The organism is Pseudalkalibacillus salsuginis (genome assembly GCF_021646685.1).
In the GTDB taxonomy this organism is placed as follows: domain Bacteria; phylum Bacillota; class Bacilli; order Bacillales; family Fictibacillaceae; genus Pseudalkalibacillus; species Pseudalkalibacillus salsuginis.
In genome coordinates, this window is sequence record NZ_JAKJHW010000010.1 from 1 (window position 1) to 16,547 (window position 16,547).

At 40.7% G+C, this 16,547-nt stretch carries 14 protein-coding genes; 7 read left to right on the plus strand and 7 right to left on the minus strand.

The genetic code is table 11. The features are described 5' to 3' along the window. The first annotated feature begins 200 nt into the window (after positions 1-200). Positions 201-614, plus strand: a complete 414-nt coding sequence (locus L1611_RS18200) for a CBS domain-containing protein (RefSeq protein ID WP_236315141.1) — start codon at positions 201-203, stop codon at positions 612-614. A 122-nt stretch (positions 615-736) separates the two neighbouring features. Continuing rightward, positions 737-916: a YjzC family protein gene (locus tag L1611_RS18205; protein WP_236315142.1), complete on the plus strand. Its 180-nt coding sequence runs from the start codon at positions 737-739 to the stop codon at positions 914-916. Positions 917-982: 66 nt separating this feature from the next. On the opposite strand, the gene L1611_RS18210 is transcribed toward L1611_RS18205, so the two are convergent. Further along, positions 983-2,116, minus strand: a complete 1,134-nt coding sequence (locus L1611_RS18210) for a zinc-dependent alcohol dehydrogenase (RefSeq protein ID WP_236315143.1) — start codon at positions 2,114-2,116, stop codon at positions 983-985. 155 nt (positions 2,117-2,271) lie between these two features. Beyond that, entirely contained in the window at positions 2,272-2,427 is a 156-nt protein-coding gene (locus tag L1611_RS18215) for a hypothetical protein (protein ID WP_236315144.1), read from the minus strand. Between the two features lie 184 nt (positions 2,428-2,611). Between L1611_RS18215 and L1611_RS18220 the strand changes: the two genes are divergently transcribed. Both L1611_RS18220 and rnjA read left to right on the plus strand, forming a co-directional pair. Next, positions 2,612-2,803, plus strand: a complete 192-nt coding sequence (locus tag L1611_RS18220) for a helix-turn-helix domain-containing protein (protein WP_225064476.1) — start codon at positions 2,612-2,614, stop codon at positions 2,801-2,803. A gap of 523 nt (positions 2,804-3,326) precedes the next feature. Continuing rightward, positions 3,327-4,988: a ribonuclease J1 gene (gene rnjA, locus L1611_RS18225; RefSeq protein WP_236315145.1), complete on the plus strand. Its 1,662-nt coding sequence runs from the start codon at positions 3,327-3,329 to the stop codon at positions 4,986-4,988. A gap of 386 nt (positions 4,989-5,374) precedes the next feature. Here rnjA and L1611_RS18230 read toward each other — a convergent pair whose 3' ends face one another. Continuing rightward, a complete protein-coding gene (locus L1611_RS18230) occupies positions 5,375-5,998 on the minus strand; it encodes a flavodoxin family protein (RefSeq protein ID WP_322972579.1) in 624 nt (207 codons plus the stop codon). Between the two features lie 156 nt (positions 5,999-6,154). On the opposite strand from L1611_RS18230, the gene L1611_RS20725 reads away from it, so the two are divergent. Together L1611_RS20725 and L1611_RS20730 are read left to right on the plus strand one after the other, a co-directional pair. Beyond that, positions 6,155-6,943 carry an FAD-dependent oxidoreductase gene (locus L1611_RS20725; protein WP_265738513.1) on the plus strand — a complete coding sequence of 263 codons (789 nt, stop codon included), beginning with the start codon at positions 6,155-6,157 and terminating at the stop codon, positions 6,941-6,943. Continuing rightward, positions 6,840-7,508, plus strand: coding sequence for an FAD-dependent oxidoreductase (locus L1611_RS20730; RefSeq protein ID WP_322972580.1), 669 nt, complete (start codon positions 6,840-6,842; stop codon positions 7,506-7,508). Before L1611_RS20725 ends, L1611_RS20730 begins: the two co-directional genes overlap by 104 nt. A 253-nt stretch (positions 7,509-7,761) precedes the next feature. Here L1611_RS20730 and L1611_RS18240 read toward each other — a convergent pair whose 3' ends face one another. The 3 genes from L1611_RS18240 to L1611_RS18250 all read right to left on the minus strand — a co-directional run bounded on the left by L1611_RS18240 (position 7,762) and on the right by L1611_RS18250 (position 12,973). Beyond that, the gene (locus L1611_RS18240; RefSeq protein ID WP_236315146.1) at positions 7,762-8,604 is read right to left on the minus strand and encodes an MBL fold metallo-hydrolase; all 843 of its coding nucleotides are present in this window, start codon (positions 8,602-8,604) and stop codon (positions 7,762-7,764) included. Between the two features lie 200 nt (positions 8,605-8,804). Next, on the minus strand, positions 8,805-10,097 hold the full coding sequence (odhB, locus tag L1611_RS18245) for a 2-oxoglutarate dehydrogenase complex dihydrolipoyllysine-residue succinyltransferase (RefSeq protein ID WP_236315147.1): 1,293 nt from the start codon (positions 10,095-10,097) through the stop codon (positions 8,805-8,807). Then, complete coding sequence (locus L1611_RS18250; RefSeq protein WP_236315148.1) at positions 10,094-12,973, minus strand: 2-oxoglutarate dehydrogenase E1 component; 2,880 nt, start codon at positions 12,971-12,973, stop codon at positions 10,094-10,096. The genes odhB and L1611_RS18250 overlap by 4 nt, the downstream gene beginning before the upstream one ends. A 743-nt stretch (positions 12,974-13,716) precedes the next feature. On the opposite strand from L1611_RS18250, the gene L1611_RS18255 reads away from it, so the two are divergent. Then, complete coding sequence (locus L1611_RS18255; RefSeq protein WP_236315149.1) at positions 13,717-15,084, plus strand: LVIVD repeat-containing protein; 1,368 nt, start codon at positions 13,717-13,719, stop codon at positions 15,082-15,084. Between the two features lie 94 nt (positions 15,085-15,178). Here L1611_RS18255 and L1611_RS18260 read toward each other — a convergent pair whose 3' ends face one another. Next, the gene (locus tag L1611_RS18260; RefSeq protein WP_236315150.1) at positions 15,179-16,384 is read right to left on the minus strand and encodes an MFS transporter; all 1,206 of its coding nucleotides are present in this window, start codon (positions 16,382-16,384) and stop codon (positions 15,179-15,181) included. Positions 16,385-16,547: the final 163 nt, after the last annotated feature.

Genomic DNA, 16,547 nt, shown 5'->3' on the forward strand with positions numbered 1-16,547 from the left:
TTTCTTCTTCCCCATAAGAAAAACACCCCTATATGTCGATATTTGTTTATACGACTTAGGTGGTGTTTTTTCCTGTCTCATTTTATTGGGTCACTCTACAAAGGAAAGGCAGTTTTTTATGTTTAATTCTGTATGAATCGGTTATAGAGTATTACAAATCAAATAAGTTCAGGAAATCATTACAGAAGGAGGAATCAACTATGGCTGTCCTTCAACAGTTTATGACAGAAAACGTCAGGACCTGTAGCCCATCCGATGATATTCGAACGGTTGCTAGTGTCATGGAAGATGAAAATGTAGGTATGGTTCCAGTTGAAAGTGATGGGAAATTAGTCGGTTGTGTGACGGATCGGGATATAGTGGTCAAAGGACTTGCGAGAGATGTTGGAAGCAATGAAATCCGTATAGGTGATGTCATGACAGAAAAGATCATTACCGGTAAACCTGATATGCCTGTCGAAGACGCCTCTTTACTCATGCAGGATCATCAAATCAGAAGATTGATGATTGTAGATGACGGAAAGCTGAAAGGGATTGTTTCTCTCGGAGATTTAGCAGCCTCTAAACAAGCTGATCAAGCTGCTGGTAATGCCTTAAGTGAAATTTCAAAATAAAGTATTTGCTATTTCGGGAAAGTTACAGATCAAAAAACGGTGTTTATGAAGAAAAGATCCGGGTACACAGTTAAATATAGAAAGGCAAGGTGCTTTTCTAAAAAAATTTGGAGGTGTTCATAATGGCAACAAATTATAAGACTGGTGAAAAGGCTCCTGAATCAGGCACGTACAAGGTAGACAAGTTAGTCAATGGAAACAATTCCAATGAGGATAATACCGAAGTAAAACTTGAAGAAGGAGAACAGTTTCCCCCATCACCTTCAAGTAATGAAGCAGCTTTTTGGGTGAAAGCCTCATAAATTGGAACGAATACGAGAAAGTTTTGAACGAGAGGGGCTGTGTTGAGACAGCCCCTAATTTCTTTTCTAAGGCTTCAATATGACTTTAATGCAGTCGTCTTCATGATCGTTGAATAATTTATAAGCTTTGCTTGCATCGTCCAAAGTGATTTTATGGGTGATAATGTCTGTGGGATCGAATTCTTTATCCGTGATTTTCTGTAATAACTCGGGCATATAGTGTATGACTGGTGCCTGACCCATCTTAAGATCTATATTCCGTGAGAAAAAGGCCCCTAAAGGAAAGTTATTGTAGTTACTTCCATAAACTCCCGTAATTTGAAATGTTCCGTATTTTCGTACCGCTTTTGTTGCAATCTGGATCGGGCCTATCGTCCCACCCTGAATTTTCAATTTTTGCCCAATGAATTCAAGCGGCGATTTCTTTCCATCCATCCCAACACAATCAATCACCACATCTGCCCCGCCTTGTGTGATTTCCTTCAAATGTTCGCCCATATCATCATATTGGGTAAAATCAAAAACTTCAACACGGTTCTTCTCTTTGGCATGATTTAACCGGTAACTTAAATAATCGACTGCGATCACGCGTTTAGCACCTTTCATCCAAGCAAACTTCTGAGCCATCAATCCAACAGGTCCACACCCGAGTACGATGACTGTATCTCCATCTTTGACACCGGCATGGTCAACGCTCCAGTAAGCTGTCGGAACGACATCACTCAAAAAGAGTAAGGCTTCATCCTCTAGCTCACAAGATTCCGGGATCACAAATGGAGTGAAGTTCCCAAAAGGGACTTTTAGGTATTCAGCTTGTCCACCAGGATGATTGCCGAATTTTTCTGTATAACCGAAATAACCTCCAGAATCATAATGAGGGTTTGAGTGATCACACTGGCTTTCCATTTCCTGCAGGCAATAGAAGCATTGACCGCAGGAGACGTTGAATGGTACGACTACCCTGTCCCCTTTTTTCACTCTTGTTACTTCGGGTCCAATCTCTTCTACGATACCCATTGGTTCATGACCGATGATATATCCCTCAGGAAGAGGCATATTCCCTTGGTATAAGTGCAAATCTGATCCGCAGATAGCAGTTGAAGTGATCCTGACAAGGACATCATCTTTTTTCTCAATTTTCGCATCCTCAACATTTTTGACTGCCACTTTATTTGGTCCTTGATAGGTAACTGCTTTCATAACAAGACGCTCCAATCTACATTTAGGTTAAAGCGCCTTTATTGTTCATCCTGAAGATGATTTTTATACAGAAAAACCAAAGCTTCAGTTTTTATAAGTTCGAGGTCACCTTTGTCACGAATACAGTTTAAAGGGTCAATGTTTCATCTGCCCTCTTATTTTCCTGACAATGCTTTTTCGATCAGTACGATCCATTCTGTCTGGGCACGCTTCAGGGTATCAAGATTAACCTCTTGGAACAAGATATCCTCAAATTTTTTGAAGCGTAAACATTCTTCTGCAGTTAAATAGACCTTTATATCGGCACCCATAAGTATTCTCCTAACTCTTAATCTGTAGTATAGTGTCACACAATAAATTTCATTTCATATGACTAATCTTTATTTTAATCAATTCTTTTATAACTGATTATCATTTATTGTTCCCTATTACTTTTATCCATAAAGTGAGTTTGTTATAATTATAATTAGATTTATAAAGAGGAGCGTTGTCCTGATGGAAGATAAATATCCTGAAATCATGACGGTTTCACAGGTTGCCGAATATTTGCAGATCAGTGAAATGACAACTTACAAACTCGTACAGGAAAAGAAAATACCGGGTTTTAAGATCGGCCGTCATTGGCGGGTAAAAAAAGAAGACCTTTCTATTTTTATTGAAAAATTGAAAAATGGTGAAAAAATCTGATCAAAATGATGACTATCGTGTTAAAAAAAACCGTTAAGCGCATCATCCCTGATGAGATGAGCCTGCAACAGCCATTACTTGGAACATATAGCACGTCATTTCTTTTCCCTGCCTTAAGTAAAAGGCAGGGTTTTAGAAATTACTTTGTAGCTCAGGGGATGGTAGTCAATTCATTGCAATCAGCTCTTCTTCAATAACAATTAGTGAATGTCCTCGATATAGGGTTGGTTAACATGATTGGAACGTTTGATACGAGCCTTAGCTGCGAAACAATTGAACATGTTCCAAATGAAAAAACATTCATCAAGAATATATGGAATATTAAAATCTGGAGGAATGTACGAATCGTTGACCATTAACATCGTATATAAACGCCCGTTATTTACGAAAGCAAATCGGAGTATGAAAGGCTGTCCTCATTGCGATGAGACCGAGTACATACTTGAAAGAACCTGTCAATTTAAGAGTTCCAAATAGGAAAACATCAAATAATCGAGTAAAAATGAATCATGGAGGATTATATATGAATGCCACACAACCTATTAAGTTGTTTGCCCTTGGCGGTCTGGGCGAAATCGGAAAAAACATGTACGGCCTTCAGTATGAAAATGAAATGATTTTGGTCGATTGCGGGATCAAGTTTCCGGATGTAGAACTACGGGGAATAGATTATGTCATTCCTGATTTCACATTTTTAGAAAAAAATAAAGATTTGATTAAAGGTGTTTTCATCACACATGGGCATGAAGACCACATAGGATCGATCCCTTTTTTGTTGAAACGAATAAACGTACCTATTTATGCTGGTAAATTATCAATTGGATTCATAAAAGATAAATTGCAAGAACATCGTCTTCTTGGCACCTCTATTCTAAAAACAGTTGATGAGAACTCAGTTGTGGAATTGGGGCATTTCTCAATGCGGTTTATGCGGACAAGTCATAGTATTCCTGATTCCCTGGCAATATGTATAAATACTCCATACGGAAACATTGTCCATACAGGCGATTTTAAATTCGACCTTACACCTGGTGGAGCCTCCTATGATATCGGCAAGATAGCCGAAATCGGAAATGAAGGTGTTTTCTGTTTGATGTCAGATAGTACGAACAGTGAAATCCCTGGCTTCTCTTTGTCAGAATCAGTGGTTAAAGCAACGTTATTTGATATCGTTGAACAAATCGAGGGTCGGATTATCTTTGCGACCTTTGCCTCTAATATCTATCGATTGCAGCAAGCTATTGAAGCTTCTATCGCATTCAACCGTAAGGTAGCCATCTTCGGTAGAAGTATGGAAAGATCGATCAGGATCGGTCGGGAGTTGGGTTACATCCGTGCTCCTGAGGATACCTTCATTTCAGGACATGAAATCAATCGATACCCATCTAGTAAAATAATGATTTTATGCACAGGGAGTCAAGGGGAACCAATGGCAGCTTTAGGAAGAATTGCGAAAGGTCTTCATCGTCAAATCCAAGTTATACCTGGTGATACAGTCATCTTTTCCTCCTCCCCTATTCCGGGAAATATAAAGCAGGTTTATAAGCTTATTGATCAGCTGGAGCGGATCGGGGCAGATGTCATACATAATAAAATGAGTGACATCCATACTTCAGGACATGGAACACAGGAAGAACAAAAATTGATGATCCGTTTATTGAAACCGAAATATTTCGTTCCAATTCATGGTGAATATCGAATGCTTATCAACCATGTGAAATTGGCAGTTGATTGTGGTGTTGTAAAAGAAAATACCTTTGTATTGGATAATGGAGACATTCTGGAATTAAATGAGGAAAGTGGAAGGGTATCGGAATCCTTTCCAGCAAATCCGGTTTATGTGGATGGAACAGGAATTGGAGATATTGGGAATATTGTTTTGAGAGATCGACGGATCCTTTCATTATGCGGAACAGTTGTTGTCACTGTTACCATCGATTCCAAGAATGCCAAGTTACTTTCAGGACCTACACTTGTGTCAAGAGGTTTTGTTTTCATGAAAGAATCCGGAGAGTTGTTAAGTGAAGCTGAACGACTTGTTGAAAAGGAAATCAACTCCATGTTGCAAGAAGGAGTCACCAAATGGTCTGAATTGAAGAAAAAAATTTCCGACCTTCTCACATCTTATTTTTTTGAAGAAACAAAACGGAACCCAATGATTCTCCCAGTCATCATGGAAGTCTGAAATCACTATGTCATGAATATAGAAAGGCATGTCTTATGAGGAAACCATCCCAACTAGAAAATGAAATCAATAAAAGAAAGACCTTCGCAATCATCTCACATCCTGATGCTAGGAAGAGTCCTAATTACTTAGTCCATGATCAATTAGGAAAACCAGTGATTATTTTCGAAAGTGATTTTGCTTTAAAATGGTTCAAAGATAAAAACCCAACTATCGAATTATATGACTAGCAAAATGGCTGGCCTGAAAATTATCCTTCAGGTCAGCCTGTTCCATATCAAGAATCTTTGTATATACTTCACTCTTCACAAACACCATTCGTCTCCTTAAAAATGAATTTTAAGCGCAGAGTTAAGGGGGGCGAAAAATACTTTTAAATCAGTTCTTCAATCAGCAACATTTCCTTCAGCAGGGATTGGATTATCCTTAAGTATTTTTGCGAGATGGATCAGGTTATAGGCCATCATCCTTGCGTTTTTTTGAGTGAACTCGTGTTTGTATCCTTCTGCCTCGATATATGATGGTCCTGGCCCGGCGTCACCGACCCAATAGGTTTCAACGTTGGGTGGAACTGTAAACCCAATGTGGGTAAGCGAATATAGGATTGACCGGCAGGCGTTTTTTGCTCCATCTTCATTCCCGGTGACAGCGACTCCACCTACTTTGTTATAATAGATCCCCTGTCCTTTATGATTCGTAAGGCTGCTCCCGCCATATAGCCTCTCGATCGCAAGTTTTGCCACGCTGCTTTTCTCACCTAACCATAATGGAGTTCCAATAAGCAGAATGTCCGTCTCTTTGATTTTCTGGAAGATTGAAGGCCATTCATCTCCTTCTCCCATGTCATCGGAGATCCCATAACGTATATTATAGTCTGCAAGCCGATAGATATCTGTATGAACCTCATTCTTTTCAAAAATTTGAACCACTTCTTCTAATAATGCTTGTGTATTAGAACTTTCTTTACTGGATTTCAATGAGCAGTTCAGCACTACCGCATTCAGGTTCAAAACGTATCCTCTCCTTTCTCTTGTACATTAACCTATTACCCTGAACGATAATAAGTTAATCTTTTAAGGCATTAGAGGAAAAAGATGAGTAAAGGATTATTAAGTTCCTATTTTTGTGAATACTAACCGTATCTCTTTTTACTGAAGGTGTGAAATATGAGGAAATATGATTGTATCATTGTTGGTGGTGGCTTAGCAGGACTCACTTGTGCACTTGAATTATCTCTTGAAAACAAGAAAGTTGCATTATTTGAAGCACATGATTATCTTGGAGGACGGACTTCCTCCTGGAATGAAAATGGGATGTATGTAGAATCAGGATTTCACAGATATATAGGTTATTACTCGAATATGCCTAAAGTTCTTCATAAAGCAGGCATCGATTTGAACAAAATGGTAACCTGGGAGGAACAGGTCGAAATTAGGATACCTGACAAGGACGAATCTGTCGTGATGGGTGTATCACCGTTCTTTGGTCCATTGAAATTGATCAGAAGTATCCTCGGTAACAATCCCACTTTATCTACTAAGGACAAGACCTCTCTTATCTCATTTTTTATATTCGGTTTCAAAGACTATTTGTTGAATCCAGAAAAGCTTGACAAGGTAAGTATCAGACAATATGCAGACCTTTATCATGTAAGTGATCATGCGTTCAATTATTTGATTATTCCCTTATCATCAGGTATTTTCTTCCTGCCACCTGAGCGTTATTCAGCTTATGTTTTCTTCGGGCTTTTTATCCCTGGCATTCCCAAGTTTTATAAAATGCGGATAGGTGCTTTTCTTGGTGGGATGTCTGAGATCATGTGCAATCCGATCGGTGAGAGAATCAAGGAATGTGGGGGAGAAATTTTTTTTGAACCAACCAATCGACTCTCTTTTACTTTCAGAAGATCACAACAAGGTTCATGGAGTTTTGAACGTGGTGGGAGAGAGAATTGAAGCTGACCATGTCGTTTGGGCTACATCTGTGGTTGCGATGAAAAATGTTTTCAGAAATCATTTTGCCGAGACTACCTGGTTTAAAAAAATTGAAAAATTGAAAATGATGCATGCTTGCACCTTCCAAATTGAATTGACAGAACCGGTTTTGTCAAAAGATATTACGACGTTCGGTCCCAATTCATGCCTGGGAAGTTTTAGTGAACAATCAAGGTCCACATTCCAAGGATCCAAGGGCCGATTATCGATCATATTGACACCACCTGAAAAATTCCTTGAGCTCTCTAAAGAGGAAACCTTAGAAATTGTCCTTGAAGACTTGAAAAGGGTGAAGATCCATATCGGGAGAGAACAAATCATCGATTATCAAAAAATTGATCATCCAAACGACTTTTATAGCCTGGCTCCAGGTAATAACCAATATAGACCAAAACAAACCACTCCGATCAAGAACCTTTACCTGGCTGGTGATTATACGTTGCAGCCTTATTTCGCAACCATGGAAGGAGCCGCAACATCTGGGATGAAAGCAGCAAAGCTTGTTGAAGATGGAAATAGAAGCTGATCTTAAATTCTTTAACAATGACAAAAACCCATGAAAGATGAAAATTCATCATGGGTTTTCATTTTTGAGTATACAGGAAAAGATGGACTGGAATTTTAAGGTCATCTATTCTATTGGCCGGGTAAAAGGCTCCTGGTTTGGAATGATATTAACCAAATAGGGACTCTGGTGTCCTCTATTTTAAAAAGTATGGGGTTTTCGGCAAAATGAGGTCTCCTGTGTCCACTAAAAGTTGTTGTGTAGAACTTTTTGATCAGTCTGATTCATTCCCTTTGTTTTGATAGATTTTTGGGACGGCAACCTCATCAAAATGATTGACAAGATACAGCAGTTCATTCTGTAGCTGATTTCCTGACATTGGTACACCATGTCCGGTAATAGCAACAGAAGGCTTAAGCTGCTCGAGAACTTTTACGGAATTTTCTGCTTGATTCCAATCCATTGTGAAGTAGGCTGGAGGGCCATTGATCTCTTTCTTTTGTGTATATACATTATACAAGGACTCCTGGTCTACTGTTACAAAGGCATCTCCGGCAATAAGGGCACGATCAGATTCACGGAATAAAGAGATGTGCCCTGGTGTATGGCCTGGTGTATGAACCCACTTCCACTCGGGTAAATCAGGTATTGAACCGTCAGCTGGCAGTTCATTCAATACTTCTTGGATATCAATCGAATGATTAGGAAAGAGTGGAGACATTTCACTGACCATCCCCCCATCTACCTCCGGATTTCCTTTAGGATAATCCTCTTCACCAGTTAGGTAAGGGAATTCCAATGGATGGGCATAAACCGGAACCTCCCAGTAGATTGCCAGCTCCTCAACGCTTCCGACATGATCGAAGTGTCCGTGTGTTAAGATGACGGCTTTGGGTGGATGGTTCTGTCCAAACTGTTTTTCAACAGCCTCTATAATTTTTTCTTTTGATTTAGGCATTCCAGCATCGACCAGAACCCAGTCATCACTTTTATTCATAACAAAAAACAAATTGACGATTTGATTTGTATAGCTATATACATCAGGTATCACGAGACTTCCTTTACCGCTAGATACAGATGTCAACGGGAGGAATGCATCTCTTACCTCTTCATTCATTCTTGTCCACCTCCAGAAGTTATATATCATACCTCATTATTCTCGAGACGAAGCAATTCTATTCTTTATCTTCCGGTTATCATTGAACAGAAAATGAAGTGCAAAAAAAGTGGCTGAACCTTTGAGTTCAGCCACTTAACATTCGAACACGTAAAACCGGGTGGAAGTGCTCTATGATCGCTTTATTCTAGTTTCTCCATTTATCCTTCCAATAATAAGGATTCTGGATCTTCTAACAGTTCTTTCACTTTAACGAGGAAGCGAACGGCTTCACTACCATCAACGATCCTGTGGTCATAAGAAAGAGCGATATACATCATCGGACGGTTTTCCATCCGCTCTTCATCTATTGCGACTGGCCGCCATTGGATCTTATGCATTCCGAGTATACCTACTTGCGGAGTATTCAAGATCGGAGAAGACATTAGTGAACCGAAGACGCCACCATTTGTAATCGTAAATGTACCACCTTGAAGCTCATCAATTGTCAACTTTTTGTCCTTCGCCTTTTTGGAAAGAGATTTGATTTCCTTTTCAATTTCTGCAAAGCTCAGTTTATCCGCATCACGTACGACAGGCACGACAAGACCTTCCTCAGCTCCTACTGCAATACCGATATCGTAGAACTTTTTAAGAAGCATTTCGTCCCCTTGAATTTCTGCATTGATTCTTGGGAACTTCTTCAATGCTGCAACAACTGCTTTCGTAAAGAAGGACATGTATCCTAACTTCACGTCATTCTGCTGTAAGAATTGTTCTTTGCGTCGTTTGCGGAGATCATTGATCGCAGTCAAATCAACTTCATTATACGTTGTAAGCATTGCTGCTGTTTGCTGAGCCTCTACAAGTCTTTTTGCGATCGTTTGGCGTCTGCGTGACATTTTTATACGTTCAACTGGCTTATCTGATTTTTCTTCAGCAGCCTGCTGTGTAGGACGGCTTGATTTTTCGGGTTTGGATTTCTTTGTTTCAGCCTTTTCTGTCTTTGCAGAAGATTGATCAGCATGACTCTTTACATCTTCAGGACGGACTCGTCCGATTGGATCTTTCGTCTTTACTTCATTTAAATCAACTCCGAGTTCTCTTGCCAGCTTACGGGCAGCAGGAGAAGCGACTGGACGATCCGTTTCTTTTTGCTCCTCTTTTGCAGGAGCTTCTTCTTTTTCAGGCTTTGCTTCTTTCTTCTCAGCCTTCTCTTCTTTTTCTTTCGGTTCTTCCTTTTCTTTATCAGAAGGACCTTCTTTTGTTGCTTCCCCGTCACCTTCACCGAGGGTTGCAATGACTTCCCCTACTTCAACTGTGTCACCAGGTTCTCTCAACAACTCAGTGATCACGCCATCGTCTTCGGCACTAACTTGGACATTGACCTTATCGGTTTCCAATTCAACAAGATAATCCCCTTTAGTGACTTTCTCACCTACCTTGACTAACCACTCTGAGATCGTCCCCTCTGTTATGGATTCTGCTAGTTCTGGTACTTTGATGTCGCTCACGATACATTTCCTCCTTCAGTGGTAACTGTGTCTGTCTTTTTCAATTTCAAGGCTTCGTTGACGATACGTTCTTGTTCTCTTTTATAAACATTCGGTTCGCCAGCAGCAGGGCTGGACCGTTCAGGTCGACCTACATAAGTCACTTTCATGTCATCTGATACCGAAGCTCTTATTTTCGGCTCGATATAAGACCACGCCCCCATATTCTTCGGTTCTTCTTGAACCCAAACAACCTCTTCTAAATTCTTGTATTGATCAAGCAGTTCAACCATTTCTTTTTCTGGATATGGATAAAGCTGCTCGATTCGAAGGATATCGACCCAATCCCAATCTTGTTCATTGGCTTCCACAGCAGTATCAAGATCGATCGCAACTTTACCGCTGCATAAGACCAATCGCTTGACTTCTTCTTTCTTCGTACCGACATTTGATGGGTTATAAACTGCCTTGAATTGCCCTTCACTGAATTCTGAAGGCGTTGATGCAACTCTTTGGTTTCGAAGCAGACTTTTCGGTGTCATGATGATCAAAGGCCGGACCTCTTCTTTAGTCGTCAACGCTGCTTGTCTACGTAAAACATGGAAATATTGTGCAGAAGTTGACAGGTTTGCTACTGTCCAGTTATTTTCAGCTGATAACTGCAAGAAGCGTTCTAAACGTCCGCTTGAATGCTCTGGTCCTTGGCCTTCATAACCATGAGGCAGTAACAAGACGAGTCCGGATTTCTGGCCCCATTTTGCTCTTCCCGCAGAAACAAATTGATCATAGATGACCTGTGCAGCATTAGCAAAATCTCCGTATTGCGCCTCCCAAAGTACAAGTGTTTCAGGAGCAAATACATTATAACCATATTCAAAACCAACTACCGATGCTTCAGACAACGGGCTGTTATGAATGGCATAAGATGCATTCGCTTGAGGAAGCATGTGCAATGGCGAGAATGTTTCGCCGGTTTTAGGGTCATGGAGTATCAAATGCCTATGAGCAAATGTTCCACGTTCCGTATCCTGTCCTGTCAATCGAATTGGTGTTCCATCTTTCAGGATTGTAGAAAATGCGAGTGTTTCAGCTAATGCCCAATCGATTTTTCCACCTTCATTGAGAGATTTCTCGCGGCGCTTAAGGATTTTTTCCAATTTAGGATAGACGGTGAATCCTTCAGGCCATTTCAAGAGGTTCGTATTGATTTCTTCTAAGTCATTCAACGGTACTGACGTTTCAATGGCAGGCAGGCCATTGACAATTTGTTCTGGTGCTTCGATTTCATTCACACTATCATCCGGATCCTTCGAGACCCTTCCATATTTATCATCCAGGTTGTCTTGTATATCCTTTTCCATTTCTTTGGCCTGGTCTTTCGTCAAAACCCCATGTGCTTGTAATGCTTCAGCGTAGAGATGGCGCACTGTAGGATGGTTGTTGACTTTATCATAAAGCTGCGGATTAGTCGCAGAAGGATCATCCATCTCGTTGTGTCCAAAACGGCGATATCCGATCAGATCGATAAGAAAGTCCTTCTGGAACTTTTTCCGATACTGGTAAGCTAGGATGATCGCAGCTAAACAAGCTTCAGGATCATCAGCGTTCACATGGACAATCGGGATTTCAAAACCTTTTGCTAGATCACTTGCATATTTAGTTGATCTTGAGTCAGAACTTTTCGTTGTGAAACCTAAAAGGTTGTTTGCGATGATGTGAACGGTACCACCTGTTTTGTACCCAGGAAGTTGGCTTAAATTCAAGGTTTCAGCAACAATGCCTTCTCCAGGAAAAGCGGCATCACCGTGAATCAAAATCGAAAAAGATTTGGAGACATCTTGTTTTGGATAACCTGCTGAACTTCGGTCCTCCTGGGCTGCACGTGCGTACCCTTCCACCACAGGATCGACGAATTCGAGGTGACTCGGATTGTTTGCTAAGGTGATACATGCAGGCTCATGATTCTCTTCTTCAATTTCCCGGTCTGCTCCAAGGTGATATTTGACATCCCCTGTCCATCCATAGTTGATTCCCATTGAACCTTCGGAAGGAACAAGCTCTTTGTTTGGAGCGTGATGGAATTCAGAAAAAATCTTCTCATAAGGTTTTCCCAATACGTGAGCGAGTACATTCAATCGGCCTCTGTGAGCCATCCCGATCATGACATTTTGTGCGCCATCATGCACACCTGCATGGATGATTTCGTCAAGCATCGGAACCATTGTATCGAGACCTTCAATCGAAAAGCGTTTTTGCCCTACGAATGTTCGGTGCAAAAACTTTTCGAATCCTTCTACTTCTGTCAATCGATGCAAAAGTTCAATCCGGTCTTCAGGAGACAGCGATGGATAGATTGCTTCGGACTCCACCATTTCATCGAGCCATTTCCGTTCTTCATCATCATGAACATGGCTGAATTCAAATGCTAAGGACTTGGTATAGATTTGTTTAAGTTTTTCAATGGCTTCTAAACCATTGTTGATATTTTCAGGTGCGTTTTCCCAAACAACTTTAGCAGGAATCGCTTTCAAAGTTGTGTTGCTAAGTTGATAATTTTCCGGGTCAAGGAAAGGCGCATCTGTTTTCGATTTTTCCAGGGGATTGATATCGGCGGCCAAGTGTCCGTAAGTTCGTATATTCTCTGCAAGCTTGGCTGCAGCAACTACTTTCTTCATCGTTGTTGCATCACTAATCAATTGTGATGTTACGGAAGATTTGTCTGTAAGTTCATCAGTAGAAGCTGGCGGTGCCCCCCAGTTATCAAAAAGTTCCTTTACTTCTGGGTCTATAGACTTGGGATCCTCTACATATTGATCGTATAATTCGATCGCATAACCAAGGTTGGGTCCATCAAAACCCGCCCACGGCTGTCCCTTTTTGGGTTGGTTAGTACTCATTTGTCAATACCTCCAAAGTGCTTTTGGTGATTTTTCTGGTTTCGTTGGGTATTATAAAGAAATTTGCTGTTACTAGTGTATCGTTTTCATGCCTTTAGTACAAATAAAAAAGTGTCAAAATTTTAAACTTGTAATGTCCGTGGAAGCTTGTGGTAATGTTGTATGGATCATCCTGTTCTTTATATACCCCAAATGTAAAAAAACGAGTCTTAAAACAGGAAAACTCATTACATAAATGATCATATATCCAGGTTTTAGATTATATGGATGGAGGTGTTATACCAATTATCGCCATCAGAAAACTTCATAAAAAGATTGTAGTTGAGTTGCATGGCGGTTTCGAACTCATTTTCGGTTTTTTGCTGGTAGTTCTTTCGGACCGTTTCGGTAGTTAGATAGAGTTGTGGGCTATTCCTGGACTTTATCCCCCGCAGAGTACATTTCATTTTCCAATAAGTCATTTGTCAACCCTTTCATACTAATACACCTCTAGGTGCGCTTTTCGTACCCCTATCATCTGATTCCACCTCTCTGACATTTGAAACAGCCCTAAAAACTCATTAATCGTGACCAAGAACCTTATTATCCCTTTACACTGGATGATTGTATAGATTAACTAGTCTTTAAATCCTATCCACTATAACTTTCCGCCCCTGCTTAACGGTTTATTTTTCAGAATTTTGCTGATTTTACAGGGAGAATGTGCTATCTTGTTGGAAACAATTTGTATTGGAGGTATTATATTGAATAAGAAAGTAGTCCTACATACTGCATTAGTTGGGATCATGAGCTTTTCTTTATTTACGCCTGGGGTGTCTGCCCATGATAAACTAGATGATATCTCAATAGAGAAAGGCTCCCATGAGGCTGAGTTGAACGAAATACCGACACTTGAAGGATCCAAAAACCTGGATAACTGGAAAGAAGCCGCAGCAGTTCCTCTTAAGGAATACGACGGCAAAAAGAATTCAACAGCAGATGTTTACGCCCACAAAGGTTACGCTTACCTAGGGACCCATGTCTCTGGAGGAGGGAACGGCGGTGTCCGAGTATTTGATTTGAAGAATCCATCCAATCCTGTTGAAATATCAAGATTCGCAGAAGAAATACCTGGAACCTGGCAAGAAAAGGTCATCGTAAAAACGGTGAGTACACCCCACTTTAAAGGTGACCTTGCCGTTGTAAGTGTTCAGCAATTGAATCGTAATAACCCGTTGTCAAAAGGTGGTTTCCTCCTTTACGATGTAACAGATCCACATAATCCGGAGAAACTTGGCTTTTGGGAGCTTGATAAAAGGGTCCCTGGAACACATGAGTTGTATTTGACGGTTCAAGGTAATAAACCGCTTGTGTTAACAGCGAACCCATATGCTGATTATTATACGCACGGGGAGCAGAAAGATTTTGCACTCGTTGATGTGTCTGACCCGACAGACCCAAATACCGTCTATGAATTCGATCCAAGAATGTTAGAAGAAGTTCCTGAAGATTTCAACGGGTATCACTGGAATTCTCCTGACGGGAAGACAAGACCTGTTTTCAACCATAGCACGATGACTGATGGGAACGGCCAGACTGCCTACCTCTCATTCTGGGATCTCGGAACGATTATTCTCGATATTTCCAATCCAGATGATGTACAATATTTAGGGCGGACTGATTTCGCACCTGACGTTCAAGGTTCAGCACATTCAGCTGCTATTGCAAAAGGCGGAAATGTATTGATTGAAACCCGTGAAGTATATGCGCCTACCCGTGAAGGATATGAAGAGGCTTATGGTTATACACGTATCTTTGACATAAAGGATAAATCCAATCCTGAATTGTTAAGTACGTTCAAAACGGATTTAGTAGATAATGTTGAAGATGGCGTGACCTTTGCGAACACGGTGCATGATCCAAAGGTCCATGGTAACACGTTGTACCTGTCCCATTACGCTGGAGGCATTCGTGCAGTTGATATCACGGACCCATCGAACCCTGTTGAAATCGGTAAGTACGTACCAGAGCAGGCATACTTCTGGGGTGTGTTCGTAGATCGCAACTTCATTCTAGCATCTGACATGGGTCAAGGACTTAAAGTTCTTTTGAAAAACAAGGGTAAAGAATAAGGAAATGAAAAAGGAGCTGGCATCGGGATTACACCTGTGCCGCTCCTTTTTTAAAGATAAGGATAAAGGTTTTGGTTTGGGTTAAGAAAGTTCTTTATGTTTGCCGAACTGTTGCCGTTTTCCGAATCAAAGCGTATAACGTGATAGCGATGGCCAATACACTAACTGAAGCAAGTGTGATGAAAACCAGTTTGTCAGATGATTTTAATAATAGAGATATGACAGGCGGACCGGCTGCTACCCCTATAAACCGCATACTGCTGTAGAAAGAGGTGATCGTCCCCCTCTCTTCTTTTTCAATGTCTTCTGTAATCAATGCATCTAAACAGGGCAAGACGACCCCGATTCCTAACCCCGAAACAGACAGGAATAGGATGATCATCAATAGCGAGTTTGTGAACAACAATATGAATAAAGCTATCGTAGAAACTAAATTACCGACAAAAATCAAACGGTCCATAATTCGGTTATCTTTTCCGATCATTTTCCCTGTTAAATAGGAAGCGATACAAAGTGCAAGTAGTGGAATCGCTAAGTATACACCTTTAAGAACCCCTGTAATTCCAAACTTGGCTTCCAAAGAAGATGACAAATAAATGAGGAAGCCGAAGACAACAAACATATTAATGCCGCCAATCATGAAAACCCCGTATAACCAATGACCATTTTTTTTAAAGCTCTGCTTGATCGTCTTCAAAAAAGCGTTAAACGGTAAAGGTTCGTTTTCTTCTCTTGGAGCTTTGACAAAAACCAACATCAAGATGACCGCGATAGCTGAAAACAGGGGTACAGACCAAAAAGGGATATACCAAACCCATATGGCTAAGGCAGCTCCTAAAACCGGGCTCAGAACTTTCCCGAAAGTATTTGAAGTTTCGATAAGGCCAAGACCGGCGCTTACCTCTTCTTCCTTTTCAAACAGATCCCCCACGGTTGGTATGACAACGGGAAATGCGCCTGCAGCGCCAGCTCCTTGTAAAAATCGGCCAAACAAAATCCATGAATATGGGTTATCCGAGGAAATGGATGCCCACCCACAAACAATGCCTCCTATCCCAACGAGAATCAAGCTGGGGATAATGATTTTCTTCCGGCCGAAATGATCGGAAAGATACCCCGCAATAGGGATGAGGACGATAGCGATAATGGAGTAAATGGTGATGATCAGACTTGATTGGAAGGCCGTAATATCGATTTCCCTCTCGATGACTGGAAGGACGGGGATAAACATTGAATTCCCTAATGTCATCATTAGGGGAATCGAGGCTAAGGCCAAAAGAGCAAACTTATTCTCTTTCATTTTTTTGTCTCCATCATTTTTAAAGGTTGATTAGACTAATGGATTGCACCTTGGTATTTTTAGCGTGATTTAGTCTAAATATTCACTTTCCATATGTAAGTGATTTCCTACGAATCAAATGAATAAGACAGGAATCTTATACTTAAGTCCCTGTCTTTCATTG